The following is a 15,757-nucleotide window of genomic DNA, read 5'->3' on the forward strand; positions in this document are numbered from 1 at the left end:
TTGAGATCGACACGTCGGTGTCTCTCGCGAACCACGTCGTTTCCCTTCCGGGCAGACGTGTGCCTCCGTCGTGCCGTTCTCCTGCCTCCGATGAACTCCACATCGGAAAGGACCACGTTTGATCACGCTCACCACCACCGGCGCCCGCACGGGCCGGCCGCACCGGGTTCCCTTGGGAGCCTTGGACATCGACGGGCAGCTCGTCGTCGTCGCGTCCGCGATGGGCGCCCCGAAGCATCCCGCCTGGTACCACAACATCCGCCACAACCCGCTGGTGACCGTCGATACCGGCGACGAGTCGTTCGAGGCGATGGCCGCGCTCGCGCCCGACCGCGACCGCCTGTTCGCCGAGGTCGTCGCGCGGGAACCGGGGTTCGCGGACTACCAGGCGCGGACCACCCGTGTGCTGCCGGTGCTCGTCCTGCACCGGCTCGAGCGGGTGCGGCGGATGGGGGACTGGATCGTCGAGGTGCACGACTGGCTGCGCGCCGAGCTGCGGGAACTGCGTGGCCGACTGGGTTCCGGCGACCCGCTGCACTTCGAGCAGCGGTGCCTCGGCTTCTGCTCGGCGCTCACCCGGCACCACACCGGCGAGGACACCGCGATCTTCCCCATGCTGGCCCGGCAGTTCCCGGCGCTCGCACCCGCGTTGACGAAGCTCGGTGAGGAGCACGCCGGTGTCGCACGGCTGCAGGAGGAGATCCGGCGGCTCGTCGGCGAAGAGACCGATCCGGTCCGGCTGCGCGCGGAGTTCGACCGGCTGGCGTCCGCTTTGGACAGCCACTTCGCCTACGAGGAAGCCACGATCGTCACCGCGTTGAACGCGCTGGCTCCGGCGCCCGGCTGATCAGAGCAGGACCTCGGCGAGCATCCGGTGGTGCTCGGCCTCCGCGTCGGGCGAGGGGCCGAGCATCTGGACCGCGACGTGGTCGGCGCCGGCGTCCACATGGGACCGAAGCCCCTTCGCGAGCGTCTCGGGCGTGCCGTGCAGGACGAGGTCGTCGATCAGCCGGTCACTGCCGTCGCCGGCGACGTCGTCCGGTGTGTACCCGTGGCGCAGCAGGTTCTTCACGTAGTTGCTCAGGCTCAGGTACGGCGTTTCGACGAACGGGCGGCCGATGGCGCGTGCGGCCACCGGGTCGTCGTCGACGACCACCTTCTGCTCGGGCGCGAGCAGCCTTCCCGCGCCGAGGACCGACCGCGCGTGCCGGGTGTGGCTCACCGGCACGAGGTACGGGTGCGCGCCGGCGGTGCGCTCGGCGGCCAGCTTCAGGACGCGGTCGCCGAGCGCGGCGAGGACGCGGGCTTCGACCGGGACACCGGCCGCGTCGAGCCGGTCGAGGTAGTCGACGATCTTGTCGTACGGGCTGCGGTACCGGGTGACCGACTCCGGGTGCCCGACACCGACGCCGAGCAGCAAGCGCTTTCCGTAGCGGCCCGCCAGCCGGTGGTAGGACTCGGCGAGGGGCTCCGGGTCGTCGGACCACATGTTGACGATCGCGGTCGCCACGGTGATCCGCTCGGTCGAGGCCAGCACGTCCTCGACGAACGCGAGGTCGCCGATCGAGGCCGAGCCGGTGCCGAACCAGACCGTGCCGTACCCGAGCCGGTCGGCCGCGACCGCGTGCGCCTTGCGGGTCACGTCGTCGCGGTGTGGGGCCAGGAAGACGCCGAACGTGCCGAGCTGCATGCTTACCTCCACTACATTGGCTATAGGCGTCAATATAGCAAATGTAGCGCGCGGTGTCAGGCGGCCAGCCGGTGCAGCCACTCCCGCAGCATCCCGCGCTCGGTCGGGGTCAAGGCGTCGACGTCGTCCGCGAGCGCGGTCGACAAAGCGACCGCCAGGCTGCCGACGGAGGAGTCCCCGGCCGCCGGCTCGGCGAGCAGCCCGGCGAGCACGGCCTCCCTGACCTGCGTGGACATCGCCAGGTCGCGGTTTCCTTCGGGCTGGGCGATCAGGCTCAGCGTGACGCCGCTGTTGGCCGCCGCGAACTGCCGCGCGGCCTCGGCCGCCTCGACGCGCAGCCGCCCGTCACGCGCCAGCGGCGTGAACAGCTCCAGCAGCATCGCCTCGGCGCTCGAGGTCAGGTTGCACGGCACGCCCGGCTCGATCTGGCCGTAGAGCAGCACGTAGAACGTGGGGTGCTCCAGGCCGTACTCGACGTGCCGGTCCCAGCCTGCCCGGACCCGGTCGACCGGGTCACCGTCGGCCGAAGGCGCCTGGACGTACTGGGTGAAGCCGTAGTTCACCACGGCGTCGAGCAGGCCCTGCTTGCTGCCGAAGTGGTGGTAGAGGGTGGGGGCCTGGACGCCGGCGCGCTCGCAGATCGCCCGGGTCGACACCGGGCCACCATCGGCTTCGTGCAGGAGCTGGCCGGCGGCCAGGAGCAGGCGGTCGCGGGTGCTCGTCGTCTCACTCGATCGTCCGGCCATGTAGCAATTGTAACGCCACGCTATAGCGTCACCGGAGCCGCTGCTGGACGCGGCGAAGCGCGACGAAGGCGGCCAGGACCTTCGGGTCGGTCGTGGCGCCGCCCGGCCGGACCGACCGGTAGCCGTCCAGCAGCGCTTCGCGCAGGCTGTCCCGCTGCGGCAGGTGAGCCAGCTCGCCGATCGTCACGGCGAGGTCGTAGGCGTAGTGCCCGAACCCGCAGCCGTCGAAGCCGATCACCCGCACCCGGCCCCGGTGGAAGAGGTAGTTCTCCTGGTGCAGGCCGCCGTGGACCAGGCCGAAGACGTCGTCGCCGAAGCCCAGCTCGGCGCGCACCCCGCGGATCCGCTCCAGCGCGGCGCGGACTGACACGTCGCCGCCGGCCTGCGCGATCGCCCGCTCGAGCACGACGTCGGAGAAGCCGTTCACCTGCGAGCGGCCGAACTCGGTGAGGTCGTCGACCCGGCCGCGGTCCAGGCCGTTCATCCGCCCGCCGTGCTGCTGCAGCCGAGCCGTGAGCTCGCCCAGCGAGTACAGCTGTGGCGGGCCGAGGCGCTCGTCGACGAACCGGCCGTCGACCCAGCGGCAGAGCACACAGGTGCGCGGCTCCGGCACCGCCGGGTCGGCGACGACGGTGACCAGGTCGCGCCCGCGCGTCGGCACCGGCCGCGGAACCGCGAGGTCGGTCTCCCGGCACAGCGCGGCCAGCCAGGCCATCTCGGACCGCACCTGGGCGACGCCCGGCCCGTCCGGCCGCTGCACCCGCAGGACGTACCGGCCGCCGTCCGCGCCGTCGACGCGGAACGTCGTGTTGAGCCCGCGCCCGAGCGGGGTCAGCCGGGCCACGGGGACGTCGTAGGAGGTCAAGGCGGCTTCGGCGAGCCGGCGCAGCCTGCGGGTGCGGCCCGAGCGGTCGAGGTCGGCGAACGGCCGGGTGTTCGCCGAGAAGTCGGCCATGGCCCACGTGCTCAGCTGATCGACCGTTCTTGCTCGCGGGAGTGCGAAACCAGCTCGATCGTCGGCGTCGCGTGCCGGCCGCCGCCGAGCCGCTCGACCCCGCGCAGGCCCTCGACCAGCCGCTCGACCTCGGTGTCCGGCCGCACCCCGAAGCGCATGAACTGGCTGGTCATGCCGATCTTGTTGCCGCACTGGCGCACCAGCAGGTGGTGCTCGGCGAGCAGGTAGTCGCACAGCTCGGCGCCGTCGACCGAGCCGGGCAGCTTGACGAGCAGGAAGTTCGCCTGCGACGGGTACACCGTCAGCTCCTGGAACTGCGTGAGCTGTGAGTTCATCATGAACCGGTCGAGCGCGAGCTTCTTGAGGCTTTCCTCGTACTCCGCACGGCGTTCGGCGAGCATGAAGATCACGGTTTCGGCCAGCGAGTTCAGGTTCCACTTCGGCAGCGCGGCCGACAGCTTGCGGGTCAGCGCCGGGTTCGACACCTGGTAGCCGAACCGGATCCCGTGCAGCCCGAAGTTCTTGCCCAGGCTCTTCAGCACGATGACGTTCGGCCGCACGACGGCTTCGGCGGCCACCGACGGATTCATCTCGACCTCGACGAAGTCGATGAACGACTCGTCGATCACCACCAGGTCGAGGTCCTCGAGGGCGTCCATGAACCGGACCACCTCGCGCCGCGGCAGGTACCCGCCGTCGGGGTTGTTCGGGTTGCACAGCACCGCGACCCGCGAGCCACGCCGCTTGATGAACTCGATGTACTCGTCGACGCGCAGCTCGAAGTTGTTCGCCTCCTTCAGCAGGAACATGTCGACGCGCTTGCCGGTCTCGAGCGGCTGGTCGGTCCACCGGCCGAAGGTCGGGATCGGCACCGCCACGCTCGAGCCGACGAGCAGCCGGTCGATCCAGGTGATCAGCTCGGTGGAGCCGTTGGCCAGGGAGATCGTCGACGGGTTGAGCCGCAGCACGTGCGCGAGCTGCGCGGTGATCGCGCCGGCGTCGCTCGGGTAGAACTTGAGGATGGTGCGGAGGTTCCGCTCCAGCTCGCCGAACATCGCGTCGGTCGGGAAGTACGGGTTGCAGGGGATGCAGAAGTCCGCGAGGTCGTCCGCGTGCCGGCCCATCACCCTCGCCACGGAGAAGAACGACGGGCTGTGGGCCTGGTTCTGCTGGAAAAGGCCGTGGGTGGTCATACCGTGCCGCACGCGTGATCTCCGTCCGCCGCTTTACCGGCCCCTTGCCTTCCCAACGGGGATACGTGCGAATCGGACGGGCGGTTCAACGCCGGTCAGCGCGTAGGCCCCGGTGCCGGCGAGCACGGCCGGCGCCAGCACGGACAACGCCAGCACCGGCAGCGGCGCGGCCAGCGGGTCGACCCCGGCGAAGGACTCGACGCCGATGACCGCGGTGAGCAGGGCGTCGGCGACGACGGCGATGACGACGACACGCGTCCGATGCGCCTCGGGCCACCGGGTGAACCGCAGCAGCCAGGCCAGCGCGGGCAGCACGAGGATCGCGTGCATCGCGACCGCGTGGAGCGGCTTCAGCGAGCCGGCGGTCGTGTACGCGCCTTCCGGATCGCCGCCGCGGGCCAGCACCACGCCGCGGGCGATCATCACGGCGCCGGTGGCCAGCGCGACCAGGAGGACGACCAGGCCGGCGCGGATCGCCAGGCGGAGGCTGGGCGCGTCCGGACCCGGTTCGACCAGCGCGGCGGCCGTGAAGCCGATGACGGTCAGGATGATCACCCCGCCGCCCGCCGCGAGCGTCATCGAAACGACGTTGTCGAACGGCGTCTCGAAGTTGAAGTGCGAGGGCACACCGCGCCAGGCCTGCATGCTGACCAGCACGACCTCGGCGACGCTCGCCGCGGTGAACGCGCCGAGCAGGATCGAGCGCCACCGGGGGCGGACGGTGAGGAACGACGTCGCCCAGGCGACCGGCACCAGCGTCAGCCCGAACGAGAGGCCGAACGTGACGGCCTTGCGCATCGACAGCGGGCCCAGCCACGAACCGCCGGTCGCGACGAGCACGACGGCGTGCACAACGCCGCTGAGGAACAGCGCCGCGCCGACGACGTAGGCGATCCGCTCGGCTCGCCTGCCGTCCTGCCAGATCCGGGTCAGTGCGTTCATGGCCCGAAGTGTGACCGTCGTGTGGCGCCGGCCGCGTCGGCCCGGCGTCGACACCACGCCGTACGACGACGGGCGTACGGCGGCGGAGAATAATTGAAAAAGCGCTGGTAAAGAAATTGATTGGTTCTTGACCGGACTATGGGTGAAGTGGTGTCCGGGGCCACTCGCCAGGCGGATGCGGCGCGGGCGCCGGAGTCCTACCATCGAATCATGTACATCGCACTGCTGACCTACACAGCACCCGAAACAGAAGTCGACTACGCGCTCCCAGACCATTCGGACTGGGTGCGCAAACAATTCACGAAAGGGGTCTTCCTCGTTTCCGGAAAGGGCGCCGGCGCGGCCGACCACGTCATCCTGACCCGCTCGGTGCTGCGAGGCACGCTCGACGCGATCCTCGCCAGCGACCCGTTCGTGGTCCAGCGGCTCGCCCGGTACGACGTCATCGAGTTCACCGCCACACGCACCGCGCAGGAGCTGCTGGCGATCAACGAGGCCATCGCCTCCTGAGGAGTCCGCCACGGTCGGGTGGCCCGGCGACGACGCCCCGCCACCTGCCGGCGAAGAAGACCTGTCTTCGTCTCGCGCGGCTTCGGTCGCCCCGCTTTCCCGATTTTGTCGGTGGCCTCCGCTAGTGTGGAAATCGGGGGTGCCCAGGGCATTTCGGCGCGGATTTCCCTTGTGGAGCAACAAAATCCGGCCATCCGTCGTCGTCGATCATCACCCGATCCAGCGATTACCGTCGCACAGGTGTTCGGGTAGCGTCGTTGCCATGACCGAACCGCGAAGATTCCCGCAGCGCCATCGACTCACCGAAGTGGCGCTGCGAAACGGAAAACCCCTACCGATCGAGCCACCGCCGGAAATGCGGCGGCAGTTCCCGCTCCCGCGCCTCCGCCGTCGTCAGCCAGGCGAAGTCGTCGTGCTCTTCCGGATTGAGCACAACGTCACTCGTGCCGTCTTCTTCGGCGGTGTAGACAAAAGCGTGCACCCGCATCGCCCGCCCGGCCACGTCCGGCCACGAATCACGCCACAGTTCTTCCGTGACGCGCACTTTCAGCCTGGTCTCCTCCGCCGCTTCCCGTTCCGCCGTGGCCTCGAAGCGCTCGCCCGGCTCGGCCGTGCCGCCCGGCAGCTCCCACCGCCCCGCGAGGAAAACCCCGGGGCTGCGTCGCAGGAACAGCACCCGGTCACCGCGAGCGATCCGGCAGTAGGCCAGGTCCTTCCGCGCGAGCTCCGTCATGCGCGTGATTCTCGCTCAGTTGGTCTTCGACGTCGGCAGGTGGGCGCCCAGGTAGCCGACGTAAACCGTGCCAGTGCCGTCCGTGTCGTCGAGGAAGTGCAGCCGGGGCGCCGGCGACTTGAAGCGCTCCAGGGCGATGTGCGCGCCGAAGTAGTCGCGGCCGGCCGGGTTCGTCTCGGGGTCGACGCGGAACGTGCGCGCCTGGCGCAGCCGTTCGTTCGTGGTCACCGTGTCCGACTCGGCCAGGGCGATGATGTTGGCGCTGATCAGCGAACCCGGCTGGCCGGTCCGGGCGAACGCGAGCACGTCCGACAGCTCGGGCCCCGGGTCGCGGCCCGAGCCGAGCAACGAGGTCCGCGCGCAGGCGTAGGCGTCGAGGGTGCGGAGCGCGTCCCACGCCTTGCGGCGCCAGGCGGCGGCTTTCGGGTGGTGGTCGAGGATCGCGGCCGGGGCCGGCTCGGCCGTGATCGCAAGGTGCTTGAGCTTCACCGTCGCGGCGCCGATCAGCTCGGCGAAGCTGGGGAACTCTTCCGGCGGCCGCTCGGCCGCGGTCACCTCGTCCGCGGCGTGGTGCCGGGCCAGGCGGCCCGCCAGCAGGCCGTTGACGCGTCTCAGCTCGTCGCGCTCGGCCTCAGTCTCCTCGAACGCCCGCGCGTAGTCGTCCAGCTCTTCCTGAAGCTGCGCGAGCTGCTCCCGCAGGCAGGCGACTTCGGCCGCGGAAAGCTCGTCGAGGCGGTGGCGAAGCGTCTTCACCTCCCCGGCGTGGCGGTCCCGGTCCTCGGCGTCGGCCTTCGCCTTCTTGCGCAGGATCGTGATCACGCCCCGCGCCTCGGCCAGCTCGCGCTCGGCGCGGCCCAGCTTCTCCGTCAGCTCGGCGTCGGGCTCTCGCTCCGGCGAGGCGAACGGATCCGTTGCGTACCAGGAGCGGACGCTCGGCACGTCGGCCCACTCCTCGGGCAGCGGCGTCCGGCTCCGCGTCTGGATGAGCCGCGTGATCGCGCCTTGGAGGGCCTCGCCGGACACCGGGCTGGCGGTCTCGACGAAGTCGGGGAGCTGGTCGCACGGCGGCACGTACAGCCGCGCGCCCTGCGGCACCGCGCACCCGAGCGGCAGGTGCCGGTTCAGGGTGCGGCGGAAGCGGTCGTCGACGTCGAACACGTTGACCAGACCGGGCCAGCCGTCGACCGGCACCGTGGGCGGCTCGGTGAGCACCAGCACCGCCGACGTCCGCCACGACGCCGTCAGCGCCTCGCCCAGCAGATCGGCGACCCGGTCGCACTCCTGGCTCGACCAGCCCCGCATCGCGAGCACCGGGGTTTCGATCGGGATCTCGTCACTGCCGCCGGCGCCCAGCTCTTCCAGGCCGATCCGGTGCGCCGGCGCTTCGTGGCCGGCGCTCCACGGCCGGGTGCACGCCGCGGCCAGCAACCACGCCACCCGGTCCTCTCCGGCGTGGTAGCACAGCGAAAGCAGTACCTGAACGGAGTAGCGGCCTTCGCCGCCCGTCCACGCGAACTTCAGGTCGCACCGGCGCGAGCCGCCGTCGTCGGACGAGCCGAGATCGGTGACGCTGTAGTCCTCGTGCTGCCGCTGGCGCGTGATCAGCCTGCTGCGCAACGCGTCCAGGGGGCGTTTCCCCTCGGTGGGGACCAGTCCGTGGTGCCAGATCCGGTGCACCCCCACAGGGCTCAACTCCGTTCGCCGGAAACAGGACCTCAGTCGAACATAGCGGATCCTGTGACCGATCGAACGCGGGGCGTCACCTCATTCACGCTTCCAGAGGCAAAACGGATGCCCGGCCGGATCGAGGCAGACCCGGACGTCCTCCTGCGGCTGAAAATCCGCGACCGTGGCGCCCGCGGCCGTCGCGGCGGCGGTGGCCGCCGCGAGGTCGTCGACTTCGATGTCGAGGTGCAGCTGCATCTGCTGGCCGCCCTCGGCCGGCGGCCAGACCGGCGGGACGTGCCCGGTCTCCAGCTGGAACGACAACCCGGCGCCGCCGCCGTCCGGGCGCAGGGTCACCCACTCCGGCTCGTCGGTCTTGATCGGCCACCCGAGCAGGATCGAGTAGAACTCGGCGAGCGCACGCGGTTCCGGGGTGCCGAGCACCGTGGAGGTCAGCTTCATGACCTGGGGGTTACCCACCTGCTAGGGCGCTCTACCCGGGGAACCCGGCCTGGTTGTCGAAGTACGCGACCGGCGGGCCGACGTGCCGCCACGAGGTCGTCGCGAACACGGCCGCGCCCGACAGCGCGAGCAGCACCGTGATCACGGCGAGCGCGGCGCCGATCCGTCCCGGGCCGGGGCGGGTGCGTGCGCCGGCGTAGACACCGAAGACCAGTGCCAGCACGCTGATCGGCAGCAGCGCGAACCAGAGGGCACCGAGGACGAGCAGGAACGCTTGCGAGACCCAGGAATACACCCAGGCCGAAACGACCTGCGGCCGGACGACCAGCCAGGCCGCCCAGGTCGCGACGGCCAGCGTCAGGCCGGACGCGCCGATGGCGACCGACGCGATCGCCAGCCACGGCCGGGCCGGGTGGTTTCTCCTGCTTCGGCTTCGAACTCAGGTGCCCCCATGTCGGGAACATCAGCCCCGGACGGTCCCGCGTTACCACCCTCCGGCTCGTCGAGACGGCGTGCGCGAACAACCGCCTCGGCTACCCGGTCGGCGCGTCGTACCTGCGCGCCGCGGCACGTCGAAGAGCAGGACAGCGCCACCGGATTCCCAAGGCTCGCCACAATCCTGATGGTCGCCGAGCTCGTCGTCGCGACGGCAGCCGTCGTGGTGTTGCTGCTGTGGGGCGCGCTCGCGCTGATCTTCCAGGGCGTGCTCGTCGTCCTGGTCCGCGCGTGGATCACCGCGCCGCAGGCTCACCCCTCGGCACCCGGAATACGGCGGCCGGGCCTCGGTTGCACCTTGGCGCAGGCGCACACACACCGAGGGAGCCGCCATGTCGTCCGAGCACATCCAGGGGACCGTCGCCGACGGGTTCGAGCCGGTCCGCGCGGAGTTCGCCGCCGTCGCGGCCGGGGAAGGGGGTGACTACGCCGCGCAGCTCGTCGCGCACGTCGACGGTGAACGCGTTGTCGACCTGTGGACCGGTCCCGAGATCACCGCCGATTCGCTGACCGGCGTGTTCTCCTCGACCAAGGGCGCCGCGCACCTCGTGGTCGCGCTGCTCGTCCAGGACGGGGTGCTCGAGCTCGACCAGCGGGTCAGCCACTACTGGCCGGAGTTCGGCGCGGCGGGCAAGGAGCGGATCACGCTGCGGGAGCTGCTCGCGCACCGCGCCGGCGTGGTCGGCGCCGACCACGGGTTCACGGCCGAAGAGCTCGCCGACGACCGGGTGATCGCCGAGCGGCTCGCGCCGCAGCGGCCGTACTGGCGGCCGGGCACGGCGTTCGGTTACCACGCGCTGGTGATCGGCGCGCTGACCGGCGAAGTGGTCCGGCGTGTCACCGGCCGCAGCATCCAGGAGCACTACGAGGAGCGCGTCCGGAAGCCGTTCGGCCTCGACTTCCACCTCGGGTTGCCGGAGGAGCTGGAGCCGCGGTTCCTGACCACGCAGCCGATGCTGCCGACACCGGAGCAGCTGGCCGAGCTGGAGGCGGCCGCGAGCGGGGCGGACAGCATCAGCGGCATCGCCTTCAACCGGAACCACCCGAAGGCGCCGGAGCTCTGGGACCTGCCGAACATCAAGGTGATCCGGCAGCTGAGCCCGGCGTCGGTCGGCGGTGTCGCGTCGGCGCGCGGGCTGGCCGGGATGTACGCGGCGGTGCTCGGCGGGCTGCTCCGTCCCGAGACCGCGGCGGAGTTCGCGCAGATCCACTCGATCGGCGATGACCTGTCGACCCGCAACCACAACGCGTTCGGGCTCGGCTTCGCGATCGTGTCGGACGACTACCCGGTCCTGGGCCAGGGAGCGTTCGGCCACAGCGGCGCGGCGGGCTCGCAGGCGTTCGCCGACCCGCGCTCGGGGCTCGCGTACGGCTACAACCGCCGTCGCTTCGCCTTCCCCGGCGGTGCGGCTCCGGAGAACGTGAGGCTGGTGACTGCCGTCCACGCGGCGGTGACGGCCAGGCGCGCCTGACGCCCGCCCGGCCCCCGGGCGCGGTGCACAGCGAGGCACACCGTCGTTACAGACTTCACCCGTTAGGACGTTCCACTGTCGACATTTGGCCTGCTCACGGCGGTCGGTCTGACTTTCCGTAGCGAAAACCCTCCCGATCATTGCTCCGTTGTGGAACTATTGGGCCGTTCGCGGGGAGAGGGCCCCGCGAGGGGAACTCACCGTCACGGCGAGCGTCCCCAGGCAGATCCCCAGGGGAGAGGAGATCGACCATGTCGACGCCCACGGACACCAAGCCCGAAGGAACCCCGGAGCCGACGCCGGAACCGACGCCCGTGGTCCAGTGGACCGACACGGACGGCAAGGTCCACGTCGACCACCCGGTCCACACGGAATGCGCGAACGGCTGCTATCAGGACGTCAAGGCCTGAGTTCCGCCTCGTGGAGGCAAGCCCGCCTGCTGATCTACCGGTAGGCGGGCTTCTTTTTGCCGAAGCCTGTGCTGTCATAGGTGGGTGCCCGTGATTGACCTGAACCCCTCCGAGGTGATCGAGAGGGTTCACGCCCTGCAGAAGGACGCCGCGGACGCGTCGTGTGTCGCGCGGTACCACCAGAGTCTTCGCCTGCTGCGCCGCGGGATGAGCCTGCTGGACTCGGTGCACCCGGTGCCGTCCGGGTTTCGCACCGACTGGCTGGTGACCAGAATTCGGCTGGCCAGCACGCTGACCGCGGTGTCCTCGGAGATCTCGAACGATCTCGCCGCGGGCCTCGCGGGCCTGGACGACGTCCGGCTGCTGATCAACGCGGTGGAGGACCCGGTGCTGCGGGCCGAGCTCAACGGGTCCCTGAACCACAACTACGCCATGCGGCTGATGGGCGTGGGGCGCAACGACGAAAGCCTCGTCTCGTTCGACCGGGCCATCGAGCACCACGAGTTCCGGCTGGCGAACGGGCCCGAGCCCGAGTCGCGGATGGGCGCGTTCACGATGACCCTCGCCTCCCGGGGCTGGGTCCACATCCGGCTGGGCAACGTCCGCGAAGCCCAGGCCGACCTGACCCGGTCGCTGGAGCTCGCCGAGAAGTACGAGCTGCGCGGCAACGCGGCGAGCACGCGCCGGACGTTGGGCACGCTCGCGCTCCGGATGGGCGATGTGCCCGAGGCGCTTCGGCTCTACGACGAGTGCGAGCGCAGCTATCGGGCACTCGACCTCGAGATCCCGCCGACCCTGCGGCTCGCGCAGGCCGAGGCGCTGCTCGCGGCCGGGCTCGCGGACGAGGCCGGCGCCCACCTCGACGAGATCCTGCCGGTCATGGTCGAGGAACAGAGCATCAGCCGGGAGCTGGCCCTGGCCGAGCTGTACCGCGCGTCGGCGGCTCTGATGGGCGACGATGTTGAGCTCGCCCGGGAGATGGCTTACTCGGCGCGCCGCCGGATGTCGAAGGTCGGCTGCCTGACGTGCACAGCCAACGCGACCCTGATGGGGCTGAAGGCCGACGCGCGAGACGCGCTGGAGAGCGGAAGCATCCCGGCCGGCTTGCCGACCAAGGCGCTGCGCGCCGCCGACAAGATGCCGACCCCGCAGCTGACCGAGCAGGCCGCGACCGCGCGGATGCTCGCCGTGCGGCTGGACATCCGGCGGGGCAACCTCAAGCGCGCCATCGAAACCCTGCGCAAGGTCCCGCGTCCCGGGCAGCTCACCCCGATCGACTACCGGATGCTTCGCCGGCTCTGCCGGGCCGAGCTCGCCGTCGCGCAGGGGAGCCGGGCGCGGGCGCTCACCGAGATCCGGTCCGGGCTCACCGAGCTCGACGCCGTCCGGGACCGGATGGGCGGGCTCGACCTCGTCTCCGGGACCGCCCTGCACGGGCAGGAGCTCGCGGATCTGGCCGTCAAGCTCGTGCTGGAACGCAACGACGCCCGGCGGCTGTTCGTCTGGCTCGAACGGACTCGCGCGCAGACCTACCGCTACGAGCCGCTGTCCGCCGGGACCGATCCCGAGCTCGCCGCGCGGGTGGCCGAGGTGCGGGGTCTGGGGCAGGCCATCCAGGAGGCCCAGCACGACGGCCACCCGATCGCCGGCCTGCGGGCGAAGTACAACGAACGGCTGCGGGAGGCCCAGCGGCTCGGGTGGCACACCGGGCGCTGGGGTCGGCCGCGGCCGATGGCGGGGCTCGGCGAGGTGGTCGCGCAGCTCGGTGAACGGGCCTTGGTCAGCTTCGCCGCTTCCGGGGACGAGCTGGTCGCCGTTGTGGTCGCCGGGGGTGAGTGCCGGCTCGTGCGGCTCGGGTCCGCCGAGGCCGCCGGCGAGTCGGCGCGGGTGCTCAACGTCGACCTCGACGCGCTCGCGCCGGACAACCTGCCCGAGCGGCTGGCCGAGGTGGTCATGGCCTCGGCGCGCAAGCAGGCCGACAAGCTCGACGCGCAGCTGATCGAGCCGCTGGCCGAGCTGATCGGTGACCGCCGGCTGGTCGTCGTTCCCACCGGGCCGCTCTACGCGGTGCCGTGGGGTGTGCTGCCGGGGCTGCGGGGGCGGCCGACCGTCGTCGCGCCGTCGGCGACCGCGTGGCTCGCCGCCGAGCTGACGAAGTCGCCGCGGGCGCGCAAGATCGTGCTGGTCCGCGGGCCGGGGCTGGCCGGCGCGCGCGGTGAGCTCGAGAAGCTGACCACGCACTACCGCACCGCGACGACGATGACCGGCGCCAAGGCCACCGTGAAGTCCGTGCTGCGGGCGATGGACGGCGCGAAGCTCGCGCACTTCGCCGCGCACGGTGCGCACGAGCCGGAGAACGCCCTGTTCTCCCGGCTCGAACTGGCCGACGGCGCCCTCTTCGGCCACGAGATGGCCGGGCTGCGCCAACCGCCGCGGCAGGTCGTCTTCGCCGCGTGCGAGCTGGCGCTGAACCGGATCCGGCCGGGGGACGAGGCCCTCGGGTTCGCCAGCGCCCTGCTGGCGAGCGGCTCGCGCACGGTGATCGCGCCGCTGTCGCGGGTCGGCGACCTCGCTTCGGCGGCCGCGATGGACGACTACTACCGGGCCCTCGCCGTCCGGGACAGCCCGGCGCTGGCGCTGGCGGACGCGATCGCCGTCGACCCGTTCCGCCGTCCGTTCGTCTGCCTCGGCTCAGGCTGAGAACGCCGGGGGCGACCACACCAGCCGCGGATCCGTCTGGACAAAACTGCCGAGCAGGTGGTCGACGCGGGTGAGCACGTCGAGGTCCAGCCGGACGCCGGCGGCCTTGGCGTTCTCCGTGACCTGCTCCGGCGTGCTCGCGCCGGCCACCGCCGAGGCGACGGTCTCGTGCTGTAGCACCCACGCCAGCGCCAGCTGGGCCATCGTCAGGCCGGCGTCGTCCGCGACACCGCGCAGCAGCTCCACCCGTTCCAGCAGCTCCGGCATCAGCAATGGCCGGGCGTGCGCGGGCCCGGCCGCGCGTGAGCCCGCCGGGACGCGCCCGTCCCGGTACTTGCCGGTCAGCACGCCCTGGGCGAGCGGCACCGACGCGAACTGGCCGACGCCGATCCGCTCGCCCACCGGCATCACCTGCGCCTCCGCCACCCGCCACAGCATCGAGTAGTGCGGCTGGTTGGCGATGAACGGCACGTCGTGGCGCGCCGCCGCTTCGTTCGCCTGCAGCAGCTGCTCGGCCGTCCACTCCGACGTGCCGACGTACCGGATCTTCCCCTGCCGCACCAGGTCCGAGAGCGCGAGGAAGGTCTCCGCGACCGGGGTCCGGTAGTCGAAGCGCAGCAGCTGGTAGACGTCGACGTGGTCGGTGCGCAGCCGCCGCAGTGACCCCTCCAAGGACGCGATCACGTGCTTCCGGCTGAGCCCGGCGTCGTTCGGCCCCGGGCCCTCCGGCCAGAAGACGCCGGTGCACAGCACGAGGTCGTCGCGGCGCATCCCCGTGAAAGCCTTGCCGTACGCCGATTCCGCCGCACCACCGGCCCAGGCCGCCGCGGTGTGGAACGTCGTGACCCCGGCGTCCAGCGCGGCGGCGACACAGCCGTCCTCGCCGTGCGTCAGCCAGTTGCCGTACGCGATCTCGCTCACGGCCAGCCCGCTCGCGCCGAGCCTGCGGTACTCCACTTCTCAGCCTCCCTGGACGGCCATCTCGTCGATCCACGCGTCGACCGCGCGTGCCTTGCGGGCGAAGGTCTCCCGCACGGATTCGTGCGGCAGGATCAGGAACTCTTCCTTGCCGAGCCCGCGCACGACCGCCTCGGCGACGTCTTCGGGCTCGAGCAGCGGCGCCGCCGCGGCGATGGCCAGCGCGGCCGGGTGGCCGGCGGCGATGCCGGGTTCGAGCAGCGCCGTCCGGACGCCGAGCGGGCACAGCGCGCTGACCCGCACGCCACGCGGCCGGTAGGTGATCGCCAGCCACTCGGCGAGGCCGACGGCCGCGTGCTTGGTGACCGAGTACGGCGCGTCGCCGGGGGTGCCGAGCAGCCCGGCGGCCGACGCCGTGAGCAGCAGGTAACCCTCGCCGCGCGCGAGCATCTCGGGCAGCACGACCTGCGCGGCGTGGACGTGCTGCATCACGTTGAGCTCCCACGACTTCGCCCACTGCTCGTCCGCCGCGTGCACTCCGGTGCCGTAGGCCGCGCCCGCGTTGGCGCAGAACAGGTCCACCGGGCCGAACTCCGCGCGCGCCGTCGTGACCAGCGCCTTCAGGTCCTTTTTGGACGTCGCGTCGGCGGCCAGCGCGACGGCCCGGCCGCCCGCGGCCGTGATCTCGCCCGCGACCCGCTCGGCGCCCGCGCCGTCGACATCGGACACGACGACCCCGGCTGCCTCCTCGGCGGCGAAGCGGCGCGCCATGGCGGCTCCGATCCCGTGCGCCGCGCCGGTCAGCACGACGACCCGTCCGGTCAGTTCCACGCGGTTCTCCAGGTATTCGGGTGCCAGGATGCCAT

General features: G+C 71.5%; 16 protein-coding genes and 1 pseudogene. 6 read left to right on the plus strand and 11 right to left on the minus strand.

The features are described from left to right. Positions 1-118 precede the first annotated feature (118 nt). The gene (locus ACZ61C_RS05535) at positions 119-847 is read left to right on the plus strand and encodes a nitroreductase/quinone reductase family protein (protein ID WP_465303195.1); all 729 of its coding nucleotides are present in this window, start codon (positions 119-121) and stop codon (positions 845-847) included. Here ACZ61C_RS05535 and ACZ61C_RS05540 read toward each other — a convergent pair whose 3' ends face one another. From ACZ61C_RS05540 to ACZ61C_RS05560, 5 genes are read right to left on the minus strand one after another with little or no spacing between them, the layout of a single operon-like run. After that, entirely contained in the window at positions 848-1,690 is an 843-nt protein-coding gene (locus tag ACZ61C_RS05540) for a TIGR03620 family F420-dependent LLM class oxidoreductase (protein WP_465303197.1), read from the minus strand. A 56-nt stretch (positions 1,691-1,746) separates the two neighbouring features. After that, a complete protein-coding gene (locus ACZ61C_RS05545; RefSeq protein ID WP_465303199.1) occupies positions 1,747-2,436 on the minus strand; it encodes a TetR/AcrR family transcriptional regulator in 690 nt (229 codons plus the stop codon). A gap of 28 nt (positions 2,437-2,464) precedes the next feature. Then, positions 2,465-3,391, minus strand: coding sequence for a phosphotransferase enzyme family protein (locus ACZ61C_RS05550; protein WP_465303201.1), 927 nt, complete (start codon positions 3,389-3,391; stop codon positions 2,465-2,467). 11 nt (positions 3,392-3,402) lie between these two features. Then, the gene (locus ACZ61C_RS05555; protein ID WP_465303203.1) at positions 3,403-4,596 is read right to left on the minus strand and encodes a pyridoxal phosphate-dependent aminotransferase; all 1,194 of its coding nucleotides are present in this window, start codon (positions 4,594-4,596) and stop codon (positions 3,403-3,405) included. Between the two features lie 21 nt (positions 4,597-4,617). Further along, on the minus strand, positions 4,618-5,526 hold the full coding sequence (locus ACZ61C_RS05560) for a hypothetical protein (protein ID WP_465303205.1): 909 nt from the start codon (positions 5,524-5,526) through the stop codon (positions 4,618-4,620). Positions 5,527-5,736: 210 nt separating this feature from the next. Between ACZ61C_RS05560 and ACZ61C_RS05565 the strand changes: the two genes are divergently transcribed. Then, positions 5,737-6,036 carry a YciI family protein gene (locus tag ACZ61C_RS05565; protein WP_465303207.1) on the plus strand — a complete coding sequence of 100 codons (300 nt, stop codon included), beginning with the start codon at positions 5,737-5,739 and terminating at the stop codon, positions 6,034-6,036. A gap of 331 nt (positions 6,037-6,367) precedes the next feature. Here ACZ61C_RS05565 and ACZ61C_RS05570 read toward each other — a convergent pair whose 3' ends face one another. The 4 genes from ACZ61C_RS05570 to ACZ61C_RS05585 all read right to left on the minus strand — a co-directional run bounded on the left by ACZ61C_RS05570 (position 6,368) and on the right by ACZ61C_RS05585 (position 9,191). Further along, complete coding sequence (locus ACZ61C_RS05570; RefSeq protein ID WP_465303209.1) at positions 6,368-6,769, minus strand: NUDIX domain-containing protein; 402 nt, start codon at positions 6,767-6,769, stop codon at positions 6,368-6,370. Positions 6,770-6,784: 15 nt separating this feature from the next. Further along, the gene (locus tag ACZ61C_RS05575; protein WP_465304195.1) at positions 6,785-8,452 is read right to left on the minus strand and encodes a hypothetical protein; all 1,668 of its coding nucleotides are present in this window, start codon (positions 8,450-8,452) and stop codon (positions 6,785-6,787) included. An 81-nt stretch (positions 8,453-8,533) separates the two neighbouring features. Continuing rightward, positions 8,534-8,896: a VOC family protein gene (locus tag ACZ61C_RS05580; RefSeq protein WP_465303211.1), complete on the minus strand. Its 363-nt coding sequence runs from the start codon at positions 8,894-8,896 to the stop codon at positions 8,534-8,536. Positions 8,897-8,927: 31 nt separating this feature from the next. Continuing rightward, the gene (locus ACZ61C_RS05585) at positions 8,928-9,191 is read right to left on the minus strand and encodes a hypothetical protein (RefSeq protein ID WP_465303213.1); all 264 of its coding nucleotides are present in this window, start codon (positions 9,189-9,191) and stop codon (positions 8,928-8,930) included. A gap of 203 nt (positions 9,192-9,394) precedes the next feature. Between ACZ61C_RS05585 and ACZ61C_RS05590 the strand changes: the two are divergent. The 4 genes and pseudogenes from ACZ61C_RS05590 to ACZ61C_RS05605 all read left to right on the plus strand — a co-directional run. Beyond that, positions 9,395-9,644 (plus strand): annotated as a pseudogene (locus ACZ61C_RS05590) (hypothetical protein); the annotation flags it as partial. 79 nt (positions 9,645-9,723) lie between these two features. Beyond that, on the plus strand, positions 9,724-10,863 hold the full coding sequence (locus tag ACZ61C_RS05595; RefSeq protein ID WP_465303215.1) for a serine hydrolase domain-containing protein: 1,140 nt from the start codon (positions 9,724-9,726) through the stop codon (positions 10,861-10,863). A 251-nt stretch (positions 10,864-11,114) separates the two neighbouring features. Further along, on the plus strand, positions 11,115-11,273 hold the full coding sequence (locus tag ACZ61C_RS05600) for a hypothetical protein (RefSeq protein WP_465303217.1): 159 nt from the start codon (positions 11,115-11,117) through the stop codon (positions 11,271-11,273). Positions 11,274-11,357: 84 nt separating this feature from the next. Then, complete coding sequence (locus tag ACZ61C_RS05605; RefSeq protein ID WP_465303219.1) at positions 11,358-13,973, plus strand: CHAT domain-containing protein; 2,616 nt, start codon at positions 11,358-11,360, stop codon at positions 13,971-13,973. On the opposite strand, the gene ACZ61C_RS05610 is transcribed toward ACZ61C_RS05605, so the two are convergent. Next, positions 13,965-14,930, minus strand: a complete 966-nt coding sequence (locus tag ACZ61C_RS05610; RefSeq protein ID WP_465303221.1) for an aldo/keto reductase — start codon at positions 14,928-14,930, stop codon at positions 13,965-13,967. The two genes, ACZ61C_RS05605 and ACZ61C_RS05610, sit on opposite strands and share 9 nt — an antisense overlap. A gap of 3 nt (positions 14,931-14,933) precedes the next feature. Next, positions 14,934-15,722: an SDR family oxidoreductase gene (locus tag ACZ61C_RS05615; protein ID WP_465303223.1), complete on the minus strand. Its 789-nt coding sequence runs from the start codon at positions 15,720-15,722 to the stop codon at positions 14,934-14,936. Positions 15,723-15,757 lie beyond the last annotated feature (35 nt).

This window comes from Amycolatopsis sp. NPDC104587 (assembly GCF_055583645.1).